Raw genomic sequence first — 21,758 nt, 5'->3', positions numbered from 1 at the left:
ATCTTTGTTAATTTGAGCGTTATGATGAAAACTATACCTATACTCACATAAAAATCTAAATGAATCACATTTTTTACATAACAAAAAAAGCCAGCTAAACTGGCTTTCACTTATTGTTGCTCTTGTGCGTTTTCTTCTTTAGCTGCTTCTTCTTTAGCTGCTTCTTTTTCTTGCTCTTCTTTTAGCAATACTTTTCTAGATAAGTTTACACGACCTTGTTTGTCAATCTCGATAACTTTAACTGAAATCTCATCACCGATTTTCACAACGTCTTCTACCTTACCTACACGCTCAAGTGCAAGTTCAGAAATGTGAACAAGTCCATCTTTACCGCTAAATAATTCAACGAACGCACCGAATTTTTCAACGCGTTTAACTTTTCCTAAGTAGATTTCGCCTACTTGTACTTCGCGAACGATATCTTCGATAATTTTCTTCGCTTTTTCATTCATCTCTTGATTAATTGATGAAATGAATACTGTACCATCTTGCTCGATGTCAATTTTAACGCCAGTTTCTTCAATGATTTTATTGATCTGTTTACCACTTGGTCCAATAACATCACGAATTTTATCTGGGTTAATTGCCATTGTAATAATCTTCGGAGCATACGCAGATAACTCAATGCGAGGTTCCGCGATAACAGATAACATGTGATTTAAAATGTGCATACGACCAACTTTCGCTTGTTGTAATGCTTCTTCTAAAATCTCACGAGATAAACCATCGATTTTAATGTCCATTTGTAGTGCAGTTACACCTTTTGCAGTACCTGCTACTTTAAAGTCCATATCACCTAAATGGTCTTCCATTCCTTGAATATCTGTTAAAATTGTGTAATGCTCACCAGATTTCACTAGACCCATTGCAATACCAGCAACTGGTGCTTTAAGTGGTACACCCGCATCCATCATCGCTAATGTACTACCGCAAATACTCGCTTGTGAAGTTGAACCATTTGATTCTAATACTTCAGATACAAGACGAACTGTATATGGGAAATCCTTTTCAGATGGAAGTACAGGTTCAAGAGCACGTTCTCCTAGTGCACCGTGACCAATTTCACGACGACCTGGTCCACGCATTGGTCTTGTTTCACCAACACTAAATGAAGGGAAATTATAATGGTGCATAAAGCGTTTTGACTCTTCTACACCTAGACCATCTAAAATTTGCACATCGCCTAATGCACCTAATGTACAAATACTTAATGCTTGCGTTTGTCCACGTGTGAATAGACCAGAACCATGTGTACGAGATAAAATGCCAACCTCTGATGCTAAAGGACGAATTTCGTCACCTTTACGACCATCTGGGCGGATTTTTTCAACTGTAATAAGACGACGTACTTCTTCTTTTACAATTTTATATAAAATCTCACTTACTTGTCCTAATGTATCAGCATCAGCTTCCTGAGCTTCGTAATGCTCAATTACACGCTTTTTCACTACGCTAATTGCATCTTCACGTGCATGTTTTTCGTGCACTTGAATTGCAGAATGCATATCTGTCTCAGCCATTTCACGTACAGCTTGATTCAAATCAGCATCCACTTCATAAAGTTTCACTGCTGTTTTCTCTTTACCGACAGCTTGTACAATCTCTTCTTGGAATGCAATTAGACGTTTAATTTCATCGTGTCCAAACATAATTGCTTCTAACATTGTTTCTTCAGGTACTTGATCCGCTCCTGCTTCAACCATGTTAATTGCATCTTTCGTACCAGCTACAACAAGGTGCATATCACTTTGTTCTTGCTGTTCTACTGTTGGATTAATAACGAACTCGCCATTAATACGACCAACTGTCGCACCTGCGATTGGACCTTCAAATGGAATATCTGAAATAGATAATGCTAATGAAGAACCAAGCATAGCTGCCATCTCAGAAGAACAGTCTTGATCAACACTCATTACGATGCTGACAACTTGTACTTCATTACGGAAACCATCTGCGAAAAGTGGACGGATTGGACGGTCAATTAAACGACTTGCTAAAATTGCTTTTTCACTTGGACGGCCTTCGCGCTTAATAAAACCGCCTGGGATTTTTCCAACTGCATATAAACGCTCTTCATAGTTTACTGTAAGCGGGAAGAAATCTACATTTTTTGGCTCTTTTGATGCAGTTGCTGTAGATAGAACTGCTGTGTCGCCATATCTTACTAATACTGCTCCGTTTGCTTGTTTTGCAAGCTGACTTGTTTCAATTGTTAGCTGACGACCAGCTAAATCTATCGAGAAGACTTGCTTTTCCTGACTCATTTAAGTACCCCTCTCAATTTAAAATATTCAATTCTTCTATGTAAATGGGTAGTATATCACAATATTCTTTCCTCTAGTATTGCCGAAAATTAAGTAAGCTATAAAGAGTAGAAGATATATTTTTACCTAACAAAAAAGCGGGAATATTCCCGCTTCTTTGACTATCGACGTAAGCCAAGCTTTGTGATTAATTCACGGTAACGTGTGATATCGCTATTACGAAGGTAAGTAAGTAAGTTACGACGTTTACCAACCATCTTTAATAGACCACGACGTGAATGATGATCCTTCTTGTGAGTACGTAAGTGCTCGTTTAGAGTGTTAATTTGCTCCGTTAGGACAGCAATTTGAACCTCTGGAGAACCAGTATCAGTCTCATGAGTTCTAAATTGTGCAATGATTTCGTTTTTACGCTCTTGTGTTAAAGCCATCCTATTTCACCTCCTAATAATTAAACCCCCAGTTACCTAGCAAACATCGGTGAGTCGCAATGCCAAGTAATGGTTGTCATAAAGTACATAACATAGAATACTACTTTTCATTTGAAAAAGCAAGTATATTCTTTACGCTCGCAAAATATTCTTCGGCAACCTTTTTATCTTGAGCGATTTGCGCAACTAACTCATCAATTCCATTAAACTTTTTTTCTTCTCTTATACGCATGTGCCATTCCACTGTAACACTTTGATCGTATATGTCTTTATTAAATTCAAATAGATGCACTTCAATAGATAATTGACGCTCATTCTCTTTGAAAGTTGGTTTATATCCGATATTACACACACCATCATACCATTCATCATGAACCTTCAACCTTACCGCATATACACCTACAGGTGGCAACAAATATTCATCATTTAAACCTACATTTGCAGTTGGAAAACCAATTTGACGTCCACGCTTATCACCGTGTACAACTGTTCCTTCTACCGTGTAAGCTCTCCCTAAAATAGATGGAATTTGTTCCATTTCACCGTTTCGAATTAACTTTCGTAATGAAGTAGAACTTACTTTTTCTTCTTGATATTCAACTTTTTCGATCACGGTCTGTGTAAACTCCCCTCTTGCATGAAATGGTAAAGTCTCCATCTTCCCTTTTCCTAAACGTCCATATGAATAATCAAAGCCTGCTACTACATGCTTTACATTTAAACCAATAATATACTCATCGACAAACTGCTGTGGTAATAATCCAGCAAATGGCTCATCGAATTTCACCACATATAAGATATCAATTCCTAAACTTGCGATGATTTCTTCTTTAAGGCGCATCGGTGTAATATACTCCACATGCGCTTCTTTTTTTCCTAATACAACAGATGGGTGTGGATGGAACGTCATGACAGCACTTTTACATCCTCTTTCATCCGCTATTTTTTTCGCTGTTCGAATCACACGTTGATGTCCTAAATGAATGCCATCAAAATATCCTAATGCCATTACAGTAGGTGGTAATTCTATTTTATTTTGTTCATGTGGATGAGTTAAATGAATAAGTTTCACGCTTGAATTCACCTTTTTCTGTAATAATCCTTCCAATAATTCATTATAGCTTTAGTTCTTGATTATTCACAAGTACTTTCATTGGCTTTAGCATTCCAGGGTGTTTTGGGTGATGCTCATAAATTGCTAAGCAACGATCATTTTTATCAAATACTGTAATAAATGGTGCTGTTGTTTCTAATTCATTCTTTAAGAACATACCGTTCTTTATTTTTTCAGCTTGCTTTTCATCTACAACCATTTTTGGAAACTTACTTAGCGCCTCATCAATTGAGATGAAAATAGACTCTACTGTTCCATTTTGCACGTTTTCTTCAATTTCTTCAAATGATATGCAATCTTCTAGTAAAAATTCACCAGATGCTGTTCTTACAAGGTGAGACATATGTGATGGAAATCCAAGTTTTTCACCTATCATTACTGCTAGTGTTCTTACATATGTTCCTTTACTACACGTTACACGGAAACGAAATGAAATATTTTCCCCTTCAAAAACTTCACGTTCATCAAGTAATACAAATTCATGAATTGTAATTGTACGAACTGGACGTTCAACTTCTTGTCCTGCTCTTGCATATTCGTATAGTTTTTTCCCGTTAACTTTTACAGCTGAGAACATCGGCGGCATTTGTTCAATTGTCCCTGTTAATTCCGCTAGTACCTCTTCTACTTCTTTACGTGTAATGACACGATTTACATCTTGTTTCTCCACAACTTCACCAGAAGCATCTTCTGTTGTTGTTGAAAATCCTAATGTCACTTCACCTTCGTATGTTTTTGTTTCACTTGTTAAAAATTGCGCAATTTTTGTTGCACGCCCAACGCAAATAGGTAATACTCCTGTTACATCTGGATCCAGTGTCCCTGTATGACCAATTCGTTTCTCACGCAATATCTTTCTTAATTTGAACACACAATCATGTGATGTCATTCCCTTTGGCTTATGTAATAATACTACACCTTCCATATACTCACCTCATCGTTATTCTTTTATAGTAATTGCAATTATGCAAAACTTATTTTACATTGAAAAAATGGATAGACAAATGTCTATCCATTATTCTTCACGTTTACCGTCTTTATTAATTTGATGTAAAAGTGTATCAATTCGATGACCATATCCAATAGACTCATCAAACTCGAAGGAAATTTCCGGTGTTTTACGAAGACGAATACGTTGGCCAATTTCTGAACGAATAAAGCCTTTTGCCTTCGCTAAACCTTTTAATGTATTTTCTTTCTGTTCTTCGTCACCTAAAACAGAAATATATACTTTAGCAATTTGTAAATCTCCACTTACCTGTACATCTGTTACTGTAACAAATCCAATACGTGGGTCTTTAATTTTACGACTGATAATGTCGCCTAATTCTTTTTTCATTTGCTCGCCCACACGGTTCGCACGTAATTTCATAACTCTTCACCTCATTCAATACCATTCCAAATGTGTTATCGTACGTTCAATTTCAGGAAATGAATCGATATACTCAAGTACACGATTCATTTCTTTTTCACAGACAACACGATTTGAGGATACGGAAACAATTGCAATTTCTGTACGTTGCCATACATCTTGATGCCCAACTTCAGAAACAGCTACATTATAGCGCTGTTTCACACGAGTTAACACACGTTGCAAAATTGCTCGTTTCTCTTTTAAAGAATGCACATCGTAAATCATACACTCGAATGAGAGTGAAGCGATAATCATCGCTTCACTTCTTCCATAACGTATGCTTCAATGATGTCCCCTTCTTTAAGATCATTATATCTCTCAATTGTAATACCACACTCATAGTTTTGTGCAACTTCTTTTACGTCGTCTTTGAAACGTTTTAACGTATCAAGTTTTCCTTCGAAGACTACTACGCCATCACGGATAATACGAACGCCACTATCACGTGTAATTTTACCGTCTATTACGTAACAACCTGCGATTGTTCCAACTTTTGTTACTTTGAATGTTTGACGAACTTCCGCTTGACCGATTACTTTTTCTTCGAATTCTGGATCCAGCATACCTTGCATTGCTGATTCAATTTCTTCGATTACTTTATAGATAATACGGTGTAAACGAACATCAACTTTCTCTAATTCAGCTGTACGCTTCGCATTCACATCTGGGCGTACGTTAAATCCAATTACAATTGCATTAGATGCAGAAGCTAAAATAATATCAGATTCTGTAATCGCACCTACGCCTGTATGGATAATTTTCACTTTTACGCCTTCAACATCAATTTTACGAAGTGATGCTGCCATTGCTTCTACAGAACCTTGTACGTCTGCTTTCACAATTAAGTTAATTTCTTTTACATCGCCCTCTTGGATTTGTTGGAATAAATCTTCCAGGCTGAATTTAGATTTCTCACCACGTTGTGCAACTAACGCTTCTTGTGCACGTGATTCACCGATTTGACGAGCCTTCTTCTCATCAGCGAATGCCATGAAACGATCTCCCGCTTGTGGCACTTCATTTAAACCTGTAATTTCAACAGGAGTTGACGGACCAGCAACTTTTACACGACGACCAATATCACTTACCATTGCACGAACACGACCGAATGATGTTCCAACAACAATTGGATCTCCAACTCGAAGTGTACCGTTTTGAACAAGTAATGTCGCGATAGTTCCTTTACCTTTATCAAGCTGTGCTTCAATTACAGTACCAGCTGCATAGCGATTTGGATTTGCTTTATATTCTTCTACTTCACTCACAAGAAGGATCATTTCTAGTAAGTTGTCAATTCCCTCGCCTTGAATCGCAGAAATTGGTACGAAAATCGTGTCTCCGCCCCAAGCTTCTGGAACTAATTCATATTCTGTTAATTCTTGCATTACACGATCAGGATTTGCCGCTGGTTTATCCATTTTATTCACAGCAACAATAATTGGTACTCCAGCTGCTTTCGCATGGCTAATCGCTTCAACTGTTTGTGGCATAACACCGTCATCAGCTGCAACAACAAGAATTGTAATATCTGTTACTTGTGCACCACGAGCACGCATTGTTGTAAATGCCGCGTGACCTGGTGTATCTAAGAACGTAATTTTCTTATCATTTACATCAACTTGGTATGCACCGATATGCTGAGTAATTCCACCAGCTTCGCCAGCAGTTACTTTTGAATTACGGATAGAGTCAAGCAATGTTGTTTTACCATGGTCAACGTGTCCCATAATTGTAACAACAGCTGGACGTTCTTTTAAGTTTTCTTCATCATCTTGCTCATCGATGAATGTTTCAAATTCAGTTTCACTTACAACTACTTCTTCTTCTACTTCAATACCGTAATCAGTAGCAATTAACTCAATTGTATCTTTATCTAAGTCTTGGTTAATTGTCGCCATAATTCCTAGCATGAAGAGCTTTTTAATAATTTCAGATGGCTCTTTGCTTAACTTTTTAGCAAGGTCACCTACTGTAAGGCTTCCAGAGAAAGTGATTTTATCTGGTGTTTCTACTATTGGTGTTTGTTGTCTTCCAGCAAAGTTATCTTGACGTTTATCTTCATTTGCTTTGCCTTTTTTCTTATTCTTATTGCTGTTCTTTTTACTGCGAACAACTTTCTCTTCTACTTCAAACTCATCTGCAACAGAAGGTTTTTCCGCTCCAGCGCTATATTGATTATCTAATTTGTTTACTACTTCATCTTCTAACATTGTCATATGATTCGAAACCTCGATATTCATCTCTTTTAGTTTTGTCATAAGATCTTTACTTGAGATATTATTTTTTTTTGCATATTCATGTACTCGAATTTTACTCATACCTTCACCCCCGGTAATTTGTATCGAGCATGCTACGTAGCTTTTTCGCAAAGCCTTCATCTAAAACAGCTACAACGACTCGCTCGTCTCTCCCAATCGCATGCCCTAATTGTTGTCGATTTTCGACTTTTCTCATTGGTATGTTGTAGTACGTGGTTTTATCAATGATACGTTTTGTAGTGTTCGCTGACGCATCTTCAGAAAGCAATACTAGCTTTGCTTTGCCACTTCGTACTTCTTTTAAAACGAGTTCTTCACCCGAAATAATTTTTCGAGCGCGGTTTGCTAGTCCTAAAAATGATTTCCAATCAGACACTTATTTCGACTCCTTCTCAACAAGCTCAAGAAGCTCTTCGTACAGAGAACTGTCGATTTTCGCTTTTAGATGATGTTCCAAAATGTTTTTCTTTTGGGCTTGAATAATGCTTTCTTTATCTTTTGATAAATATGCACCTCGTCCTGATTTTTTTCCTGATAAATCAATAGACACTTCGCCCTCTTTGGAACGAACAATGCGAACTAGCTCTCGTTTTGATTTCATCTCTTGCGTCGCAATACATTTTCGTAACGGAACTTTTCGATTGCTCATACTCATCACCTCTATTCGATTTCGTCTTCAGCTGAATCGAATCCGAATGCGATTACGCTATCTTCTTCTGTCACAATACCAAGTTGTTTCGCATCAGACTCACTTTTAATATCAATTTTCCAGCCTGTTAATTTAGCTGCAAGGCGCGCATTTTGTCCACGCTTACCAATCGCTAATGAAAGCTGGTGGTCTGGAACAACAACAGTTGTTGCTTTCTCTGCTTCATCTACAAGTACTTTAACAACCTGTGATGGACTTAAAGCATTTGCAACATATTCAACTGGGTCATTCGACCAGCGAACGATGTCAATCTTTTCACCTTTTAGTTCATCTACAACGCGTTGTACACGTTGTCCTTTCGGTCCTACACAAGAACCTACTGGATCAACATCGATATTCTCTGCATATACAGAAATTTTAGAACGGTCGCCTGCTTCACGTGCTACAGAGCGAATTTCTACAGTTCCATCATAAATTTCTGGAACTTCCATTTCGAATAAACGTTTTAAAAGACCAGGATGTGTACGTGATACGTAAATTTGTGGTCCTTTTGTTGTCTTTTCTACTTTTGTAATAAATACGCGAATACGATCATGTGGTTTATATTGCTCATTTGGCATTTGCTCACTTACAGGTAATAAAGCTTCTACTTTACCTAAGCTTACATAGATGAAACGAGCATCTTGGCGCTGTACAATACCAACCATAATGTCTTCTTCACGATCACTAAATTCTGAATAAATTACACCACGTTCCGCCTCACGAACTCGTTGTGTTACAACTTGTTTTGCAGTTTGTGCTGCAATACGACCAAAATCTTTTGGCGTTACTTCAATTTCTAGTACGTCACCATCTTGGTAGTTTGGATTAATTTGTCTTGCCTCTTCTACAGAGATTTCAAGACGTGGATCAAACACATTATCTACAACGTCCTTACGTGCTAAAACTTGAATTGTTCCCACTTCTGGGTTAAAGCTCACACGAACGTTTTGTGCTTGGTTAAAATTGCGTTTATAAGCAGAGATTAATGCTGCTTCAATCGCATCAATAATAATATCTTTGCTAATACCTTTTTCTGACTCTAATACGAGCAAAGCATCTAACAACTCAGTGCTCATGAAGATCCCCCTTCTTACTAAAACGTAACAGCAAGTCGCGCATTTGCAACTTTATCCATTGGAATTTGGATTTCTTTTTTACGTGTTTTAATTGTTAATAGTAGTGTAATTGTAGTACCGTCGTAGGAAAGTAGCTTTCCTTCAAACATCTTCTCACCATCAATCGGCTTATATGTTTTAATTGCCACTTGTTTTCCTACCGCTTGCTGGAAGTCTTTCTCTTTCTTTAATGGGCGTTCCGCTCCAGGAGATGATACATCCAAAAAGTAAAGATGAGGAATTGGATCCTCTTTATCTAAAGCTTCGCTTAAACGTTCACTTACCGCACCGCATTCTTCAATTTCGACTCCCTTTTCAGAATCAATGAATACGCGTAAGAACCAGTCTTGTCCTTCTTGCACATACTCTACATCTACAAGTTCAAGATTTAACTCTTCAACGATTGGCTGCGCAAATGCTTCTACAATTTCTGTGACTTTCTTATCCATAAACAGCCTCCTTCCTGCCGCCATGTACCATTTACAAGAAAAGATCCCGTTCATAAAGACGGTCTATCTTATTCTTTCTCGTTAGCTAACAAAAGCCCCTGCCGTTAAGCAGGGAATATCTGTCTTAGTATTACCAAATTTAAGAAGTAAAACTTGTAACAAAATATGTATATACGACAGAAATATCATTACTATCTACATAAGCAAAATGTAGATAGTAACACGAAAGAGTGGGTTTCCCCACTCTCTTTTTCACAAAATATACATGACATGGTTATCTCGGTTTATAGTATACCATAGCAAATGTTGATTTGCAAAGATTTTTCCTACCTATTAGAACAGTGACAATTGGTTTTGATCCGGTAAATCTCCTAGACAACCTTGACCATCTAAATACTCAATAATCGTTTTAGAAACCTTACTGCGCTGCTGTAAGTCTTCTTTTGATAAGAAATCACCATTTTTACGAGCTTCAACAATACTGAAAGCTGCGTTTGTACCAAGACCAGGAACTGCATTAAATGGAGGAATTAAAGTATCCCCATCAATTATAAATTCGGTTGCATGCGAGCGGTATAAATCAACCTTTTGGAATGAATAACCACGCTCACACATTTCAAGTGTCATTTCTAGTACCGTTAATAAACTCTTCTCTTTCGGTGCTGCATCCAATCCTTTTTGTGCAATTTCATCAATTTTTACACGTATGGATGCTGAACCTTTCGCCATCGCCTCTACATCAAAGTCATCTGCACGAACTGTAAAATATGCCGCATAGAATAAAAGTGCGAAATGTACTTTAAAGTATGCAATACGCACAGCCATAAGTACGTAAGCAGCCGCATGGGCTTTAGGGAACATGTACTTAATCTTCTTACATGAATCAATATACCAACCTGGTACATTGTTATTTCTCATTTCCTCTTCCCATTCTTCTGGTACACCTTTACCTTTACGCACCGACTCCATGATTTTGAAGGCTAATGATGGATCCAAGCCTTGATAAATTAAATATACCATGATGTCATCACGACAACCGATAACTTCACTCAGTGTACACGTACCATTATAAATTAATTCATTCGCATTACCTAACCATACATCTGTACCATGGGACAGTCCAGAAATTTGGACAAGCTCTGAAAACGTTGTTGGTTTCGTTTCTTCTAACATTTGTCTTACGAATTTCGTACCAAACTCTGGTATACCAAGTGTACCTGTTTTACAGTTAATTTGTTCTTCCGTTACCCCTAAAGATTCTGGACCAGAGAAAATTTTCATTACTTCTGGATCATCCGTTGGGATTGTTTTCGGGTCAATACCACTTAAATCTTGAAGCATACGAATAACAGTCGGATCATCGTGTCCTAATATATCAAGTTTCAATAAATTATCATGAATTGAGTGGAAGTCAAAGTGCGTTGTTCTCCACTCAGCACCTATTGAATCAGCCGGAAACTGAATTGGTGAAAAGTCAAAAATATCCATGTAATCTGGTACAACGATAATACCACCTGGATGCTGTCCGGTCGTACGCTTTACACCTGTACATCCCGCAACTAAGCGATCAATCTCTGCATTTCGAATTGTTAAGTTATGATCATTAGCATAACCTTTCACATACCCATAAGCGGTTTTTTCCGCAACCGTACCAATTGTTCCTGCGCGGTATACATAATCTTCACCGAACAGTAATTTCGTATAGTTATGGGCGCGTGGTTGGTATTCTCCGGAGAAATTCAAATCGATATCCGGTACCTTATCCCCTTTAAATCCAAGGAACGTTTCGAAAGGAATGTCATGCCCATCTTTCACATATGGAACATTACATGTTGGGCATTCTTTATCTGGTAAATCAAAACCAGAACCTACAGAACCGTCATTAAAGAACTCTGATTGTTTACACTTTGGACATACATAGTGCGGTGGTAATGGGTTTACTTCTGTAATTTCCATCATCGTTGCAACAAATGATGAACCTACCGATCCACGCGAACCTACTAGATAACCGTCCACTAACGATTTTTTCACAAGCTTATGTGAAATTAAATAAATAACAGCGAATCCATGTCCAATAATACTTTTCAATTCTTTTTCCAAACGAGCTTCTACAATTTCCGGTAGTTCATCTCCATAGATACTTCGTGCCATTACATAGCTCATATCACGTGTTTCATCATCAGCACCTTCAATTTTCGGTGTGTATAAATCATCTTTTACTGGACGAACATCACCAATTAATGATGCGATCTTGTTTGTATTTGTCACAACAATTTCTTTTGCTTTGTCTTCACCTAAGAATGAAAAACAATCTAGCATTTCATTTGTTGTACGGAAATGTACAGGCGGTAATGAATGGCGATTTAACGGATTAGCTCCTCCCTGCGAACTGACTAAAATTTTCCGATATATCGCGTCCTCTGGATCTAAATAATGCACATTCCCAGTAGCAACAACTGGCTTATCTAACTTCTCACCTAGTTTTACTAAGTTAGAAATTATTGTTTTTAACTGTCCTTCATCTCGAACGAGTTCACGTTCCACTAAATGACGTAACACTTCTGGAGGCATAACCTCAATGTAATCATAAAACTGTGCAATTTCTTCTACTTCTTCAGGCGCTTTTTGCATCATAGCTTCAAATACTTCACCTTTGTCACAAGCTGTTCCTACTAAAATGCCTTCGCGATATTTTTTTAATAGTGATCGTGGTACACGTGGTACACGATAAAAGTAATTCAGGTGAGAATATGAAACAAGTTTATATAAGTTTTTCAACCCAACATCTGATGTGGCAAGTAACGTCATATGACTTGGACGCCCACGTTTATACGCATCCCCTTGTCCCATACTATCGTTTAGTTGATCGTGATATTCAAATCCCTTTTCAATCACATCTTTTAACATCTTCACAAGTAAATATCCCGTTGCTTCTGTATCATAAATCGCACGGTGATGTTGCGTTAATTCAATATCAAGCTTTTTACACATCGTATTTAATCGATGATTTTTCATTTCTGGGAATAAGAACCGTGCAAGTTCTAACGTATCAATAACTGGATTTTTCGTTTTTTCTATCCCAGCCTTTTTAAAACCTACGTTAATAAAGCCCATATCGAAGCTTGCGTTATGAGCAACAAGTGTATGGTCACCCATCCATTCCTCAAACTTTTTAAACACTTCGTCCACTTCTGGTGCATCAGTTAACATATCATCTGTAATGCCTGTTAATTCAATAATCGTCGCCGATAATGGTTGATGAGGGTTTGCGAAAGATTCAAAGCGATCAATAATTTCTCCACCTTTTATCTTTACAGCAGCTAACTCAATGACTGTATCATATACAGCAGATAACCCTGTTGTCTCAACGTCAAAGACAACATATGTTTCTTCTGCAAGTAGACGATGCGCTTCGTTATATGCTATCGGCACACCATCATTAACTAAATTTGCTTCTACACCATATAGAACTTTAACTCCAGCCTTTTTACCAGCAGAATATGCTTCTGGGAACGACTGTGCAACAGCATGGTCTGTAACTGCAATAGCCTCATGCCCCCATTTTCCGGCTTGGGCAACGAGCTTAGAAACAGAAGTAACAGCATCCATTTGACTCATTGGAGTATGAAGATGAAGTTCTACTCTTTTTTCCCCTTCTTTTGCTTTATCTTTACGAGAAGGTCCCGTTATTTCATTTATATCATTTGCGATCATAACTAAATCGCGCACGAATGTATCATTTTGAACTGAACCACGCGCTTTTACCCAAGTTCCTTTTTTCAAGGATTGTAACATCGGGATATCTTCTTTATCACGTGAGAACATCTTAATCATAATAGAGTCCGTATAGTCAGTTATCTTTAAAGTTAATAATGTACGTCCACTACGAAGTTCTTTCGTCTCTACATGGAAAACATACCCTTGAACGGTTTTTCTTCTTTCTTCATCTTGAATTTCACGCAGCGGCGTAATCTCTTCATCTGGCTTAATAAGATAACCAAGCACAACTGGTCCTTCATGAACAACATCACTTTCTTCAGCTTGCCTTTTAGCCATCTCTTCCATAGCCTGTATAACTCGTTGACGATCTTCTTCCTGTGTTTGCTCACGAAACTTTTGCATTTCTTCTGCATTTTGCTTTATATGTGTGTCTAACTGAAAACGCGGGAATCCAAAAGCTTCGTATTGATCACCTACTGGTTTCGCAACGTTTTTCTTTAAAGTAGTAGATTCCAGCTCATTATTCACATTTAATAGCAACTTCACGCCATTGACCTGCGGAAGTTGCTTCTTTAAGTACGCGAACATAGGTGAAAATGTAATTCGTTCTGTACAAAGCGGCCAATATGCCTTCACTTCTTCTTCTGTAAATTGTTTATTCTCTGCTTCTAATGCAAATGTTGTTCTTGCAATATGAGAAAATGATTGCTTAAGCTTTGTTTCTAGCAACTCATATAATTCTGTCGGCAAAATACGTGGCACTTGTAAGTCAAAATGCCAACTTTTATTCGCTTTATCAATAACTAGCTTTTCAATACCACCGCCATGTAAATATTGATTTATAAGGTCTTCTGGTATTTGCAACTGTTGGAGCAAAATTTGAAATCGCTCTTGGTGTTCATTTGTTAATGACATAAGCACTCTCCTTCCATTTGCTATTATAAATTGAAACGTACTACAAAGAAAGATTTCTTCCTTCTTCTTTTACAAAATACGTTTACAAAGAAAGAGAAGGTACCTCATTACGAGGTACCTCTTCTTATTTTAAAATATTAGCAATATATGTTTGAAGTTCTTCTACTTTCACTTCTTCAGACTCGCCTGTAGCACGTACTTTCACTTCTACAATACCTTCATCTGCTTTTTTACCAACTGTAACACGAACTGGAAGGCCGAATAAATCTGCATCTGCAAATTTAACACCTGCACGTTCTGCACGATCATCTAGTAATACTTCGTATCCTTGCTCTTGTAATGAGTTATAGATATTTTCACCCATTTCACGTTGTGCATCAGATTTCATATTCACTGGAATTACATGCACATGGAACGGTGCAACAGATTTTGGCCAAACTAAACCATTCTCATCATTAAACTGCTCTGCAATTGCTGCCACTGTACGAGATACACCGATACCGTAACAACCCATAATAAGTGGTTTTGTTTTTCCGTTTTCATCTAGGAACGTTGCGTTCATCGCTTCACTATAACGAGTTCCTAATTTGAATACATGACCAACTTCAATTCCACGTGCGAAAAGAATTGTTCCATTTCCATCTGGAGATTGGTCTCCTTCTTGGATGAAGCGTAAATCTGTATATTGACTTACTTTAAAGTCACGTTCTGGATTTACATTTACATAATGGAACCCTTCTTCGTTCGCTCCTGAACATCCGTTGACAATTGATGCTACAGCATGGTCAGCGATAATTTCGATATCCCCTGTAACACCAATCGGTCCTAAAGAACCCACTTCACAGTTTAATAACTCTTTTATTTCTTCATGTGAAGCAAGCTCAACGACTGAAGCTCCGTATACATTCTTCACTTTTACATCATTGACTTCATGATCGCCACGAACAAGTACTACTACTAATTTCGCATCTACTTTAAACACCATAGATTTAATGCATTTTTCCGCTGCGATATTTAAGAATGCAGATACTTCTTCAATAGCTTTTTGATCTGGAGTTGCTACTTTTTCAAGTGCTTTTTCGGCTTCATCACTCTTCGTATACGTAGCAACAACAGGAGCCATTTCAATATTTGCCGCATAATCAGATGTATTAGAATACGCAATTGTATCTTCACCTACATCAGATAACACCATAAATTCGTGTGTATCTTTTCCACCCATTGCTCCAGAATCAGCTATAACTGCACGGAAATTCAAACCACAACGAGCAAAGATATTAGAATACGCTTTGTATAAACCGCTATATACTTCATCCAAACTTTCTTGTGTTGCATGGAAAGAATACGCATCTTTCATTAAAAATTCTCTTCCGCGTAATAAACCGAAACGTGGTCTTTGCTCATCACGGAATTTTGTTTGAATTTGATATAATGTTAATGGTAATTTTTTGTATGATTTAATTTCATCACGTACAAGATCTGTAATTACTTCCTCATGAGTTGCCCCTAGCGCAAACTCGCGAGCATTACGATCTTTCATACGCATTAATTCTGATCCGTAAGAATACCAACGGCCTGATTCTTGCCATAATTCAGAAGCTTGCATAGCTGGCATTAATAGTTCTACTGCCCCTGCGCGCTCCATTTCTTCACGAACAATACGTTCTACTTTGTGTAACACTTTTAAACCAAATGGTAGAAAACTATAAATACCAGAAGCATTTTGACGCATAAACCCTGCGCGAAGTAATAATTGATGACTCTTAATTTCAGCATCTGCTGGAACTTCACGTAATGTAGGACTGAATACCATACTTTGTTTCATTTATTCGCACCTCTTCATTTTACTCTTACACGCAATAAAACCCCTCACCTCGAGTTAGGTGAGGGATTTTATTCTATGAGCTCTATTTCATTATAACCTTCTTCTTATTTTACAAGAAAAACTTACGGATGTCATTCCATGTTACAACTAACATAAGCAACATTAATAATGCAAACCCAATAAAGTGAACCATTCCTTCTTTTTGACGATCAATTGGTTTTCCTCGTAACGCTTCAATTAAGAAGAAGAACAAACGTCCACCGTCTAAAGCTGGGACTGGTAATAAATTAAATAAACCAAGGTTAATACTTAAAACTGCCGCTAAACTTAGTACACGCGTAAATCCATAATCTACAACTTGATCTGTTAGATTATAAATTCCTACTGGACCTGACAACTCATTAATAGAAAATTGACCCGTTACTAATTTCACAAGAGAATCAAAAATTAGTTTCGTCCATTCGTATGTTTGTTCAAACCCTGATTTAATAGAACCCATCACTGTTTTCTCTACAGGAGAATAAACACCAATTCTACCAACTTCGTCTTTTCCTTCTTTATCAAGCGTTGGTGTTACTTTCACATTAAATTGCTCACTATCACGCTTTACATGTAACGTAATTTCTTTATTTGGGTTTTCACGTACAATCGTTACAACATCTTTCCATGTACTAGTGTTCTTCCCATTGATTGCTTGAATTGTATCATTTTCTTTTAATCCAGCTTGTTCTGCAGCACTATTCTCCATTACTTTTCCGACCATCGGTTTGTCAACAGGAACTCCTTGTACAAATCCAAGAATCACAAAAATAACAAATGCTAGAATAAAGTTCATTGCAGGACCTGCAAAGATTGCTAGAGCACGTTGGCCCAATTTTTTAGAGCCAAATTGTCTATTGTACGGAGCGATTTGAATTTCTTCTCCCGCAGAAATGATACGAGCTTTTTCATTCACTCGGAATGTTTGCAGCTCTTCCTCGTACTCTTCATAACCCAAAATTGTAAGATTATGCTCTAAATCAGCTTGTTCGACTTCAATGACACGAACATTTGGATATTTTTCATGTCCATCAAAAACTAATTTCACAACTTCGTCTTTTTCATTTAATACAAGTCCAACCTTTTTTCCAGGTTTTAACTCAACTGTGTCCGCATCCTCGCCAGCCATTCTTACATAGCCACCAAGGGGCAGTAATCGAATCGTATACACCGTTTCATTCTTTTCAAATGAGAATATTTTCGGACCAAAACCAATCGCAAACTCGCGGCACAAAATACCTGCTCTTTTTGCGAAATATAGATGCCCTAGCTCATGGAAAAATACGAGTGCACCGAAAATTAATATAAAGGCAATCGCTGTATTCAATTCCATAACCACCTTTGCTAAATTTGTTCCATCACAAACCGTCTTGTGGCTGCGTCAATTTCCTGAATTTCCTCTAAGCTCGGACGTGCAATGACAGTGTGATGGTGCATTGCTTTTTCAATGAGGTCTTCCACTGTTAAGAAACCAATTCTCTTTTGTAAAAAAGCTTCAACAGCTACTTCATTTGCCGCGTTCATTACAGCCGGCATACTTCCACCTGTCTTTCCAGCTTCATACGCAAAACGTAGACAACGGAAACGCTCTTGATTCATTTTCTCAAAATGCAATGTTCCCATTTCCCATAAATTTAACTGTTTCGTGTCTGAAAGAGGTAATCTATCAGGATATGTAAGCGCGTATTGAATCGGTACTCGCATATCAGGTGAGCCAAGCTGTGCCATTACACTACGATCTTCAAATTCAACCATAGAATGAATAATACTTTCTTTATGTAGAACAACATCGATTTGCTCATAAGGGATACCAAAAAGCCAGTGTGCTTCAATTACTTCTAGCCCCTTATTCATCATTGTAGCAGAATCAATTGTAATTTTCGAACCCATTGACCAGTTTGGATGACGAAGTGCATCTTCTACGGTCACTTGATGCAATTCATCTCTCGTTTTATCACGAAAACTTCCGCCTGAAGCAGTTATAATTAAGCGAGAGATTCTTTTTTCATTTTCACCATTCAAGCATTGAAAAATAGCTGAATGTTCACTGTCTACTGGAAGTAACGATACATTATGTTTTCGTGCTGCTTCCATTACAAGATGCCCTGCAGTTACTAACGTTTCTTTATTTGCAATTCCAATTGTTTTTTTCGCCTCAATTGCGCGGAGTGTCGGTAACAACCCTACGCTACCTACAACAGCATTCACTACAATTTCTGTATCTGGGTGCAGCGCTACTTCTAATAAGCCTTCGCTACCATATACTACTTTTGTATTACCAGAAACAGCTTGTAATTTTAAAACATCTTCCTCTCTTTGCACAGAGACAATTTGCGGGGAAAATTCTTGAATTACCTTTACTGCATAATCAACATTTTTCCCTACAGAAAAAGCAACGAGACGGAATTGGTCTGGGTGCGAGCGTAACACATCTAATGTTTGTGTACCGATTGATCCGCTTGCACCTAGTAAACTAATGTTTTTCATGACTCCAACCCCTCGTTCATTTATTAATTGTATTGTAATAAGAAGTATAGAATTGGTAACACAAATAACCAACTATCTGTTCGATCTAAAATACCACCATGTCCAGGTAAAATTGTACCTGAATCCTTTACACAATAATGGCGTTTAAATGCAGATTGCACTAAATCACCAATTTGTCCAAAAATAGAAATGATAATCGTCAGAACGATTAAAACTCCTACATTCGCTTCAACTGGGAAGAACATATTGTAAACAAGTGCAACAACAATTCCACAAACAATACCGCCTAATGAACCTTCAATCGTTTTATTCGGACTAATTTCTGGCCATAATTTTCTTTTTCCAAATGCTTTCCCTATGAAATATGCACCTGAATCAGTTGCCCATATGACAAATAGTGCACAGAACACATATTTGATTCCTAATATTCTCGTTTCATTTAAATATAAGAATCCCATTCCAACATATGTCGTTGCCATAAGTAAAAATGAAGCATTGTCAAAAGTAAATGTATTCTTAGAAAGGACTGTATATGATAAAAGTAATAAAACAATCACAAATGTGATTTCTAATTTACCTAATCCAATCCACGTAAACAGTTCTGATGCACTACTCGGAATTAAAATAATCCACAATAATACTGCAGCTAAAACTGTTGGTACCGAAATAAGCGTAAGCTTGTTCATACGAATTAATTCATATAAACCTATAGAAGCAAGTGCATACACTAAAACTGTAAAAGGCACGCCACCGTAAATTACGATGGGAATGAATAGCGCGGCAGCAATCACTCCAGTAATAATTCTCTGTTTCACTACCAAACCCTCTCTTTCTACACGCCTCCGAATCTGCGCCCTCTATGTTGAAAGTCTGTAATCGCATTTAGCAAATGTTCCTCGGTAAAATCTGGCCAATACACATCTGTAAACCAAAATTCCGAATAAGCAATTTGCCATAACATGAAATTACTAATACGTAGCTCTCCGCTTGTACGGATTAACAACTCTGGATCAGGTAAAGAACTCGTCATTAAGTAAGAAGAAATCTTTTCTTCACTTATTTCTTCCGAACGAATTTTTCCTTCCTCACTATCTTTCATCATATGTTGCACAGCAGAAACGATTTCATCTCGACTTCCATAGTTTAACGCGAAATTAAGAATTAATCCCGTATTCTCTTTCGTATCTTCCATGGCTTTTTCCATCGCTCTGCGCGTATGCGTAGGAAGACGATCTTTTTGCCCTATTACTCGGACTTGTACGTTTTCTTCAATCAACTCTGGTAAAAATGCACCTAAAAATTCTTCTGGAAGCTTCATCAAATAATCAACTTCTTTTTTCGGTCTTTTCCAGTTCTCAGTCGAAAAAGCATAAAGAGTTAATACTTTCACATCAAGCTTACTTGCAAATTTTGTGATTTTCTTCACAACTTGCATACCTTCATGATGACCAGCAATGCGAGGCATGGCTCTTCTCTTTGCCCATCTTCCATTACCATCCATAATAATAGCAATATGTTCTGGGATATATCCTTTTTTCACTTTTTCAATGAGATGATCAAACGATGTGACCTTTTTACTTTTAAAAAAAGGAAACTTTTTAAACATCATTCATACCCTCCAACAAGCAGACGTATGCCTAAAAGTGTAAAAAGACCCCCTTAAGAAGAGGGTCATATTTGCGAAATTATCGCTATTACACTTCCATAATTTCTTTTTCTTTGTTTTTTGCGATTTCGTCAACTTTTGCAATATATTTATCTGTTTCTTTTTGGATATCTTCAGTATATCCTCTTAAATCATCTTCTGTAATGTCGCCAGCTTTTTCAAGCTTCTTAAGGTCATCATTACTGTCACGACGTACGTTACGAACAGCAACTTTTGCTTCCTCAGCATATTTTTTCACAACTTTTACAAGATCGCGACGACGCTCTTCTGTTAATGCAGGGAATGCAATACGAATTACAGTTCCATCATTAGAAGGGTTTAAGCCTAAATCTGCTTTTAAAATTGCTTTTTCAATATCACCGATAGAAGTTTTATCATAAGGTTGAATTACAAGCAAACGTGCTTCTGGAACTGTAATGTTCGCTAATTGCACAACTGGTGTTGGTGCACCATAGTAATCAACTTGTACCTTATCTAATACAGACGAGCTTGCACGACCAGCGCGAACTGTTGCTAATTCACGAGAATAAGCAGCAACTGCTTTTTCCATTTTTTCATTTGAAGACTTCAATACTTGTTGTCCCATAATTTATTTCCCCCTTACAACTGTTCCAATATTTTCGCCTAAAACGGCACGTTTAATGTTACCTTTTTCCATAACCGAGAATACAATTAATGAAATATCATTATCCATACATAAAGAAGAAGCTGTAGAATCCATTACACCTAAACCTGCTTTTAATACATCTAAGTAAGTAAGTGTTTCGTATTTCGTAGCTGTTGGGTCAATAGATGGATCTGCACTATATACGCCATCCACATTATTTTTCGCCATTAAAATAACGTCCGCTTCGATTTCAGCTGCACGTAATGCTGCTGTTGTATCTGTAGAGAAGTATGGGTTACCTGTACCTGCAGCAAAGATAACAACACGTTTTTTCTCTAAGTGACGAATTGCTTTACGACGAATGTAAGGCTCTGCCACTTGACGCATCTCAATTGAAGTTTGTACGCGAGTTTGAATTCCAATATTCTCTAAGCTATCTTGAAGAGCTAATGAATTCATAACTGTTGCTAACATGCCCATGTAATCTGCTCCTGCACGATCCATGCCCATTTCGCTTCCAATTTTCCCACGCCAAATGTTACCGCCACCAACAACAACAGCAACCTCTACATCAAGTTCTGCAATTTCTTTCACTTGTTCCGCAACTGACTTAATAACAGCTGGGTTAATTCCAAATCCTTGCTCGCCAGCTAAAGCTTCTCCGCTCAGCTTTAAAACGACACGATTATATTTCGGTTTATTCATAATGAACCTCCAATTGCTTACATCTTTATTTTAAAAAAGGGAACACAATGTGTTCCCT

The 21,758-nt window shown here is 37.5% G+C and carries 19 protein-coding genes; all 19 read right to left on the bottom strand.

What is annotated here, in order from left to right; translation table 11 throughout:
- Positions 1 to 110: 110 nt before the first annotated feature.
- The 19 genes from pnp to pyrH all read right to left on the bottom strand — a co-directional run bounded on the left by pnp (position 111) and on the right by pyrH (position 21,700).
- A complete protein-coding gene (gene pnp, locus ABH960_RS11280; RefSeq protein WP_113936805.1) occupies positions 111 to 2,264 on the bottom strand; it encodes a polyribonucleotide nucleotidyltransferase in 2,154 nt (717 codons plus the stop codon).
- A gap of 161 nt (positions 2,265 to 2,425) precedes the next feature.
- Entirely contained in the window at positions 2,426 to 2,695 is a 270-nt protein-coding gene (rpsO, locus tag ABH960_RS11275) for a 30S ribosomal protein S15 (RefSeq protein ID WP_001229392.1), read from the bottom strand.
- A gap of 100 nt (positions 2,696 to 2,795) precedes the next feature.
- Positions 2,796 to 3,767, bottom strand: a complete 972-nt coding sequence (gene ribF, locus ABH960_RS11270) for a bifunctional riboflavin kinase/FAD synthetase (RefSeq protein ID WP_404445110.1) — start codon at positions 3,765 to 3,767, stop codon at positions 2,796 to 2,798.
- A gap of 43 nt (positions 3,768 to 3,810) precedes the next feature.
- Positions 3,811 to 4,734, bottom strand: a complete 924-nt coding sequence (gene truB, locus ABH960_RS11265; protein ID WP_002033681.1) for a tRNA pseudouridine(55) synthase TruB — start codon at positions 4,732 to 4,734, stop codon at positions 3,811 to 3,813.
- A 90-nt stretch (positions 4,735 to 4,824) separates the two neighbouring features.
- Positions 4,825 to 5,181: a 30S ribosome-binding factor RbfA gene (rbfA, locus tag ABH960_RS11260; RefSeq protein ID WP_002146104.1), complete on the bottom strand. Its 357-nt coding sequence runs from the start codon at positions 5,179 to 5,181 to the stop codon at positions 4,825 to 4,827.
- A gap of 15 nt (positions 5,182 to 5,196) precedes the next feature.
- A complete protein-coding gene (locus tag ABH960_RS11255; RefSeq protein ID WP_002088157.1) occupies positions 5,197 to 5,478 on the bottom strand; it encodes a DUF503 domain-containing protein in 282 nt (93 codons plus the stop codon).
- A complete protein-coding gene (infB, locus tag ABH960_RS11250) occupies positions 5,475 to 7,541 on the bottom strand; it encodes a translation initiation factor IF-2 (protein WP_002014558.1) in 2,067 nt (688 codons plus the stop codon). Before infB ends, ABH960_RS11255 begins: the two co-directional genes overlap by 4 nt.
- 4 nt (positions 7,542 to 7,545) lie before the next feature.
- Positions 7,546 to 7,857: a YlxQ family RNA-binding protein gene (locus ABH960_RS11245; protein ID WP_001286519.1), complete on the bottom strand. Its 312-nt coding sequence runs from the start codon at positions 7,855 to 7,857 to the stop codon at positions 7,546 to 7,548.
- The gene (rnpM, locus tag ABH960_RS11240) at positions 7,858 to 8,130 is read right to left on the bottom strand and encodes an RNase P modulator RnpM (RefSeq protein WP_002088161.1); all 273 of its coding nucleotides are present in this window, start codon (positions 8,128 to 8,130) and stop codon (positions 7,858 to 7,860) included.
- An 11-nt stretch (positions 8,131 to 8,141) separates the two neighbouring features.
- Positions 8,142 to 9,248 carry a transcription termination factor NusA gene (gene nusA / locus ABH960_RS11235; protein WP_002014554.1) on the bottom strand — a complete coding sequence of 369 codons (1,107 nt, stop codon included), beginning with the start codon at positions 9,246 to 9,248 and terminating at the stop codon, positions 8,142 to 8,144.
- Between the two features lie 17 nt (positions 9,249 to 9,265).
- Complete coding sequence (gene rimP, locus ABH960_RS11230) at positions 9,266 to 9,736, bottom strand: ribosome maturation factor RimP (protein WP_002146103.1); 471 nt, start codon at positions 9,734 to 9,736, stop codon at positions 9,266 to 9,268.
- A gap of 333 nt (positions 9,737 to 10,069) precedes the next feature.
- Positions 10,070 to 14,371 carry a PolC-type DNA polymerase III gene (locus ABH960_RS11225; protein ID WP_404445102.1) on the bottom strand — a complete coding sequence of 1,434 codons (4,302 nt, stop codon included), beginning with the start codon at positions 14,369 to 14,371 and terminating at the stop codon, positions 10,070 to 10,072.
- A 124-nt stretch (positions 14,372 to 14,495) separates the two neighbouring features.
- On the bottom strand, positions 14,496 to 16,196 hold the full coding sequence (locus tag ABH960_RS11220) for a proline--tRNA ligase (RefSeq protein WP_002014550.1): 1,701 nt from the start codon (positions 16,194 to 16,196) through the stop codon (positions 14,496 to 14,498).
- Positions 16,197 to 16,305: 109 nt separating this feature from the next.
- Positions 16,306 to 17,562, bottom strand: a complete 1,257-nt coding sequence (gene rseP / locus ABH960_RS11215; protein ID WP_404445099.1) for an RIP metalloprotease RseP — start codon at positions 17,560 to 17,562, stop codon at positions 16,306 to 16,308.
- Positions 17,563 to 17,579: 17 nt separating this feature from the next.
- Positions 17,580 to 18,722 carry a 1-deoxy-D-xylulose-5-phosphate reductoisomerase gene (dxr, locus tag ABH960_RS11210; protein ID WP_002014547.1) on the bottom strand — a complete coding sequence of 381 codons (1,143 nt, stop codon included), beginning with the start codon at positions 18,720 to 18,722 and terminating at the stop codon, positions 17,580 to 17,582.
- Between the two features lie 23 nt (positions 18,723 to 18,745).
- On the bottom strand, positions 18,746 to 19,537 hold the full coding sequence (gene cdsA / locus ABH960_RS11205) for a phosphatidate cytidylyltransferase (protein WP_404445095.1): 792 nt from the start codon (positions 19,535 to 19,537) through the stop codon (positions 18,746 to 18,748).
- A gap of 17 nt (positions 19,538 to 19,554) precedes the next feature.
- The gene (locus ABH960_RS11200) at positions 19,555 to 20,331 is read right to left on the bottom strand and encodes an undecaprenyl pyrophosphate synthase (RefSeq protein WP_002014545.1); all 777 of its coding nucleotides are present in this window, start codon (positions 20,329 to 20,331) and stop codon (positions 19,555 to 19,557) included.
- A gap of 85 nt (positions 20,332 to 20,416) precedes the next feature.
- Positions 20,417 to 20,974 carry a ribosome recycling factor gene (gene frr / locus ABH960_RS11195; protein ID WP_000531506.1) on the bottom strand — a complete coding sequence of 186 codons (558 nt, stop codon included), beginning with the start codon at positions 20,972 to 20,974 and terminating at the stop codon, positions 20,417 to 20,419.
- Positions 20,975 to 20,977: 3 nt separating this feature from the next.
- The gene (pyrH, locus tag ABH960_RS11190; protein ID WP_404445090.1) at positions 20,978 to 21,700 is read right to left on the bottom strand and encodes a UMP kinase; all 723 of its coding nucleotides are present in this window, start codon (positions 21,698 to 21,700) and stop codon (positions 20,978 to 20,980) included.
- Positions 21,701 to 21,758: the final 58 nt, after the last annotated feature.

Origin of the sequence: Bacillus sp. RC252, from assembly GCF_044909215.1 — a bacterium.
GTDB lineage: Bacteria > Bacillota > Bacilli > Bacillales > Bacillaceae_G > Bacillus_A > Bacillus_A mycoides.
Note: the sequence above shows the minus strand (reverse complement) of the source record. Positions and strands in the feature narration are given on the sequence as shown.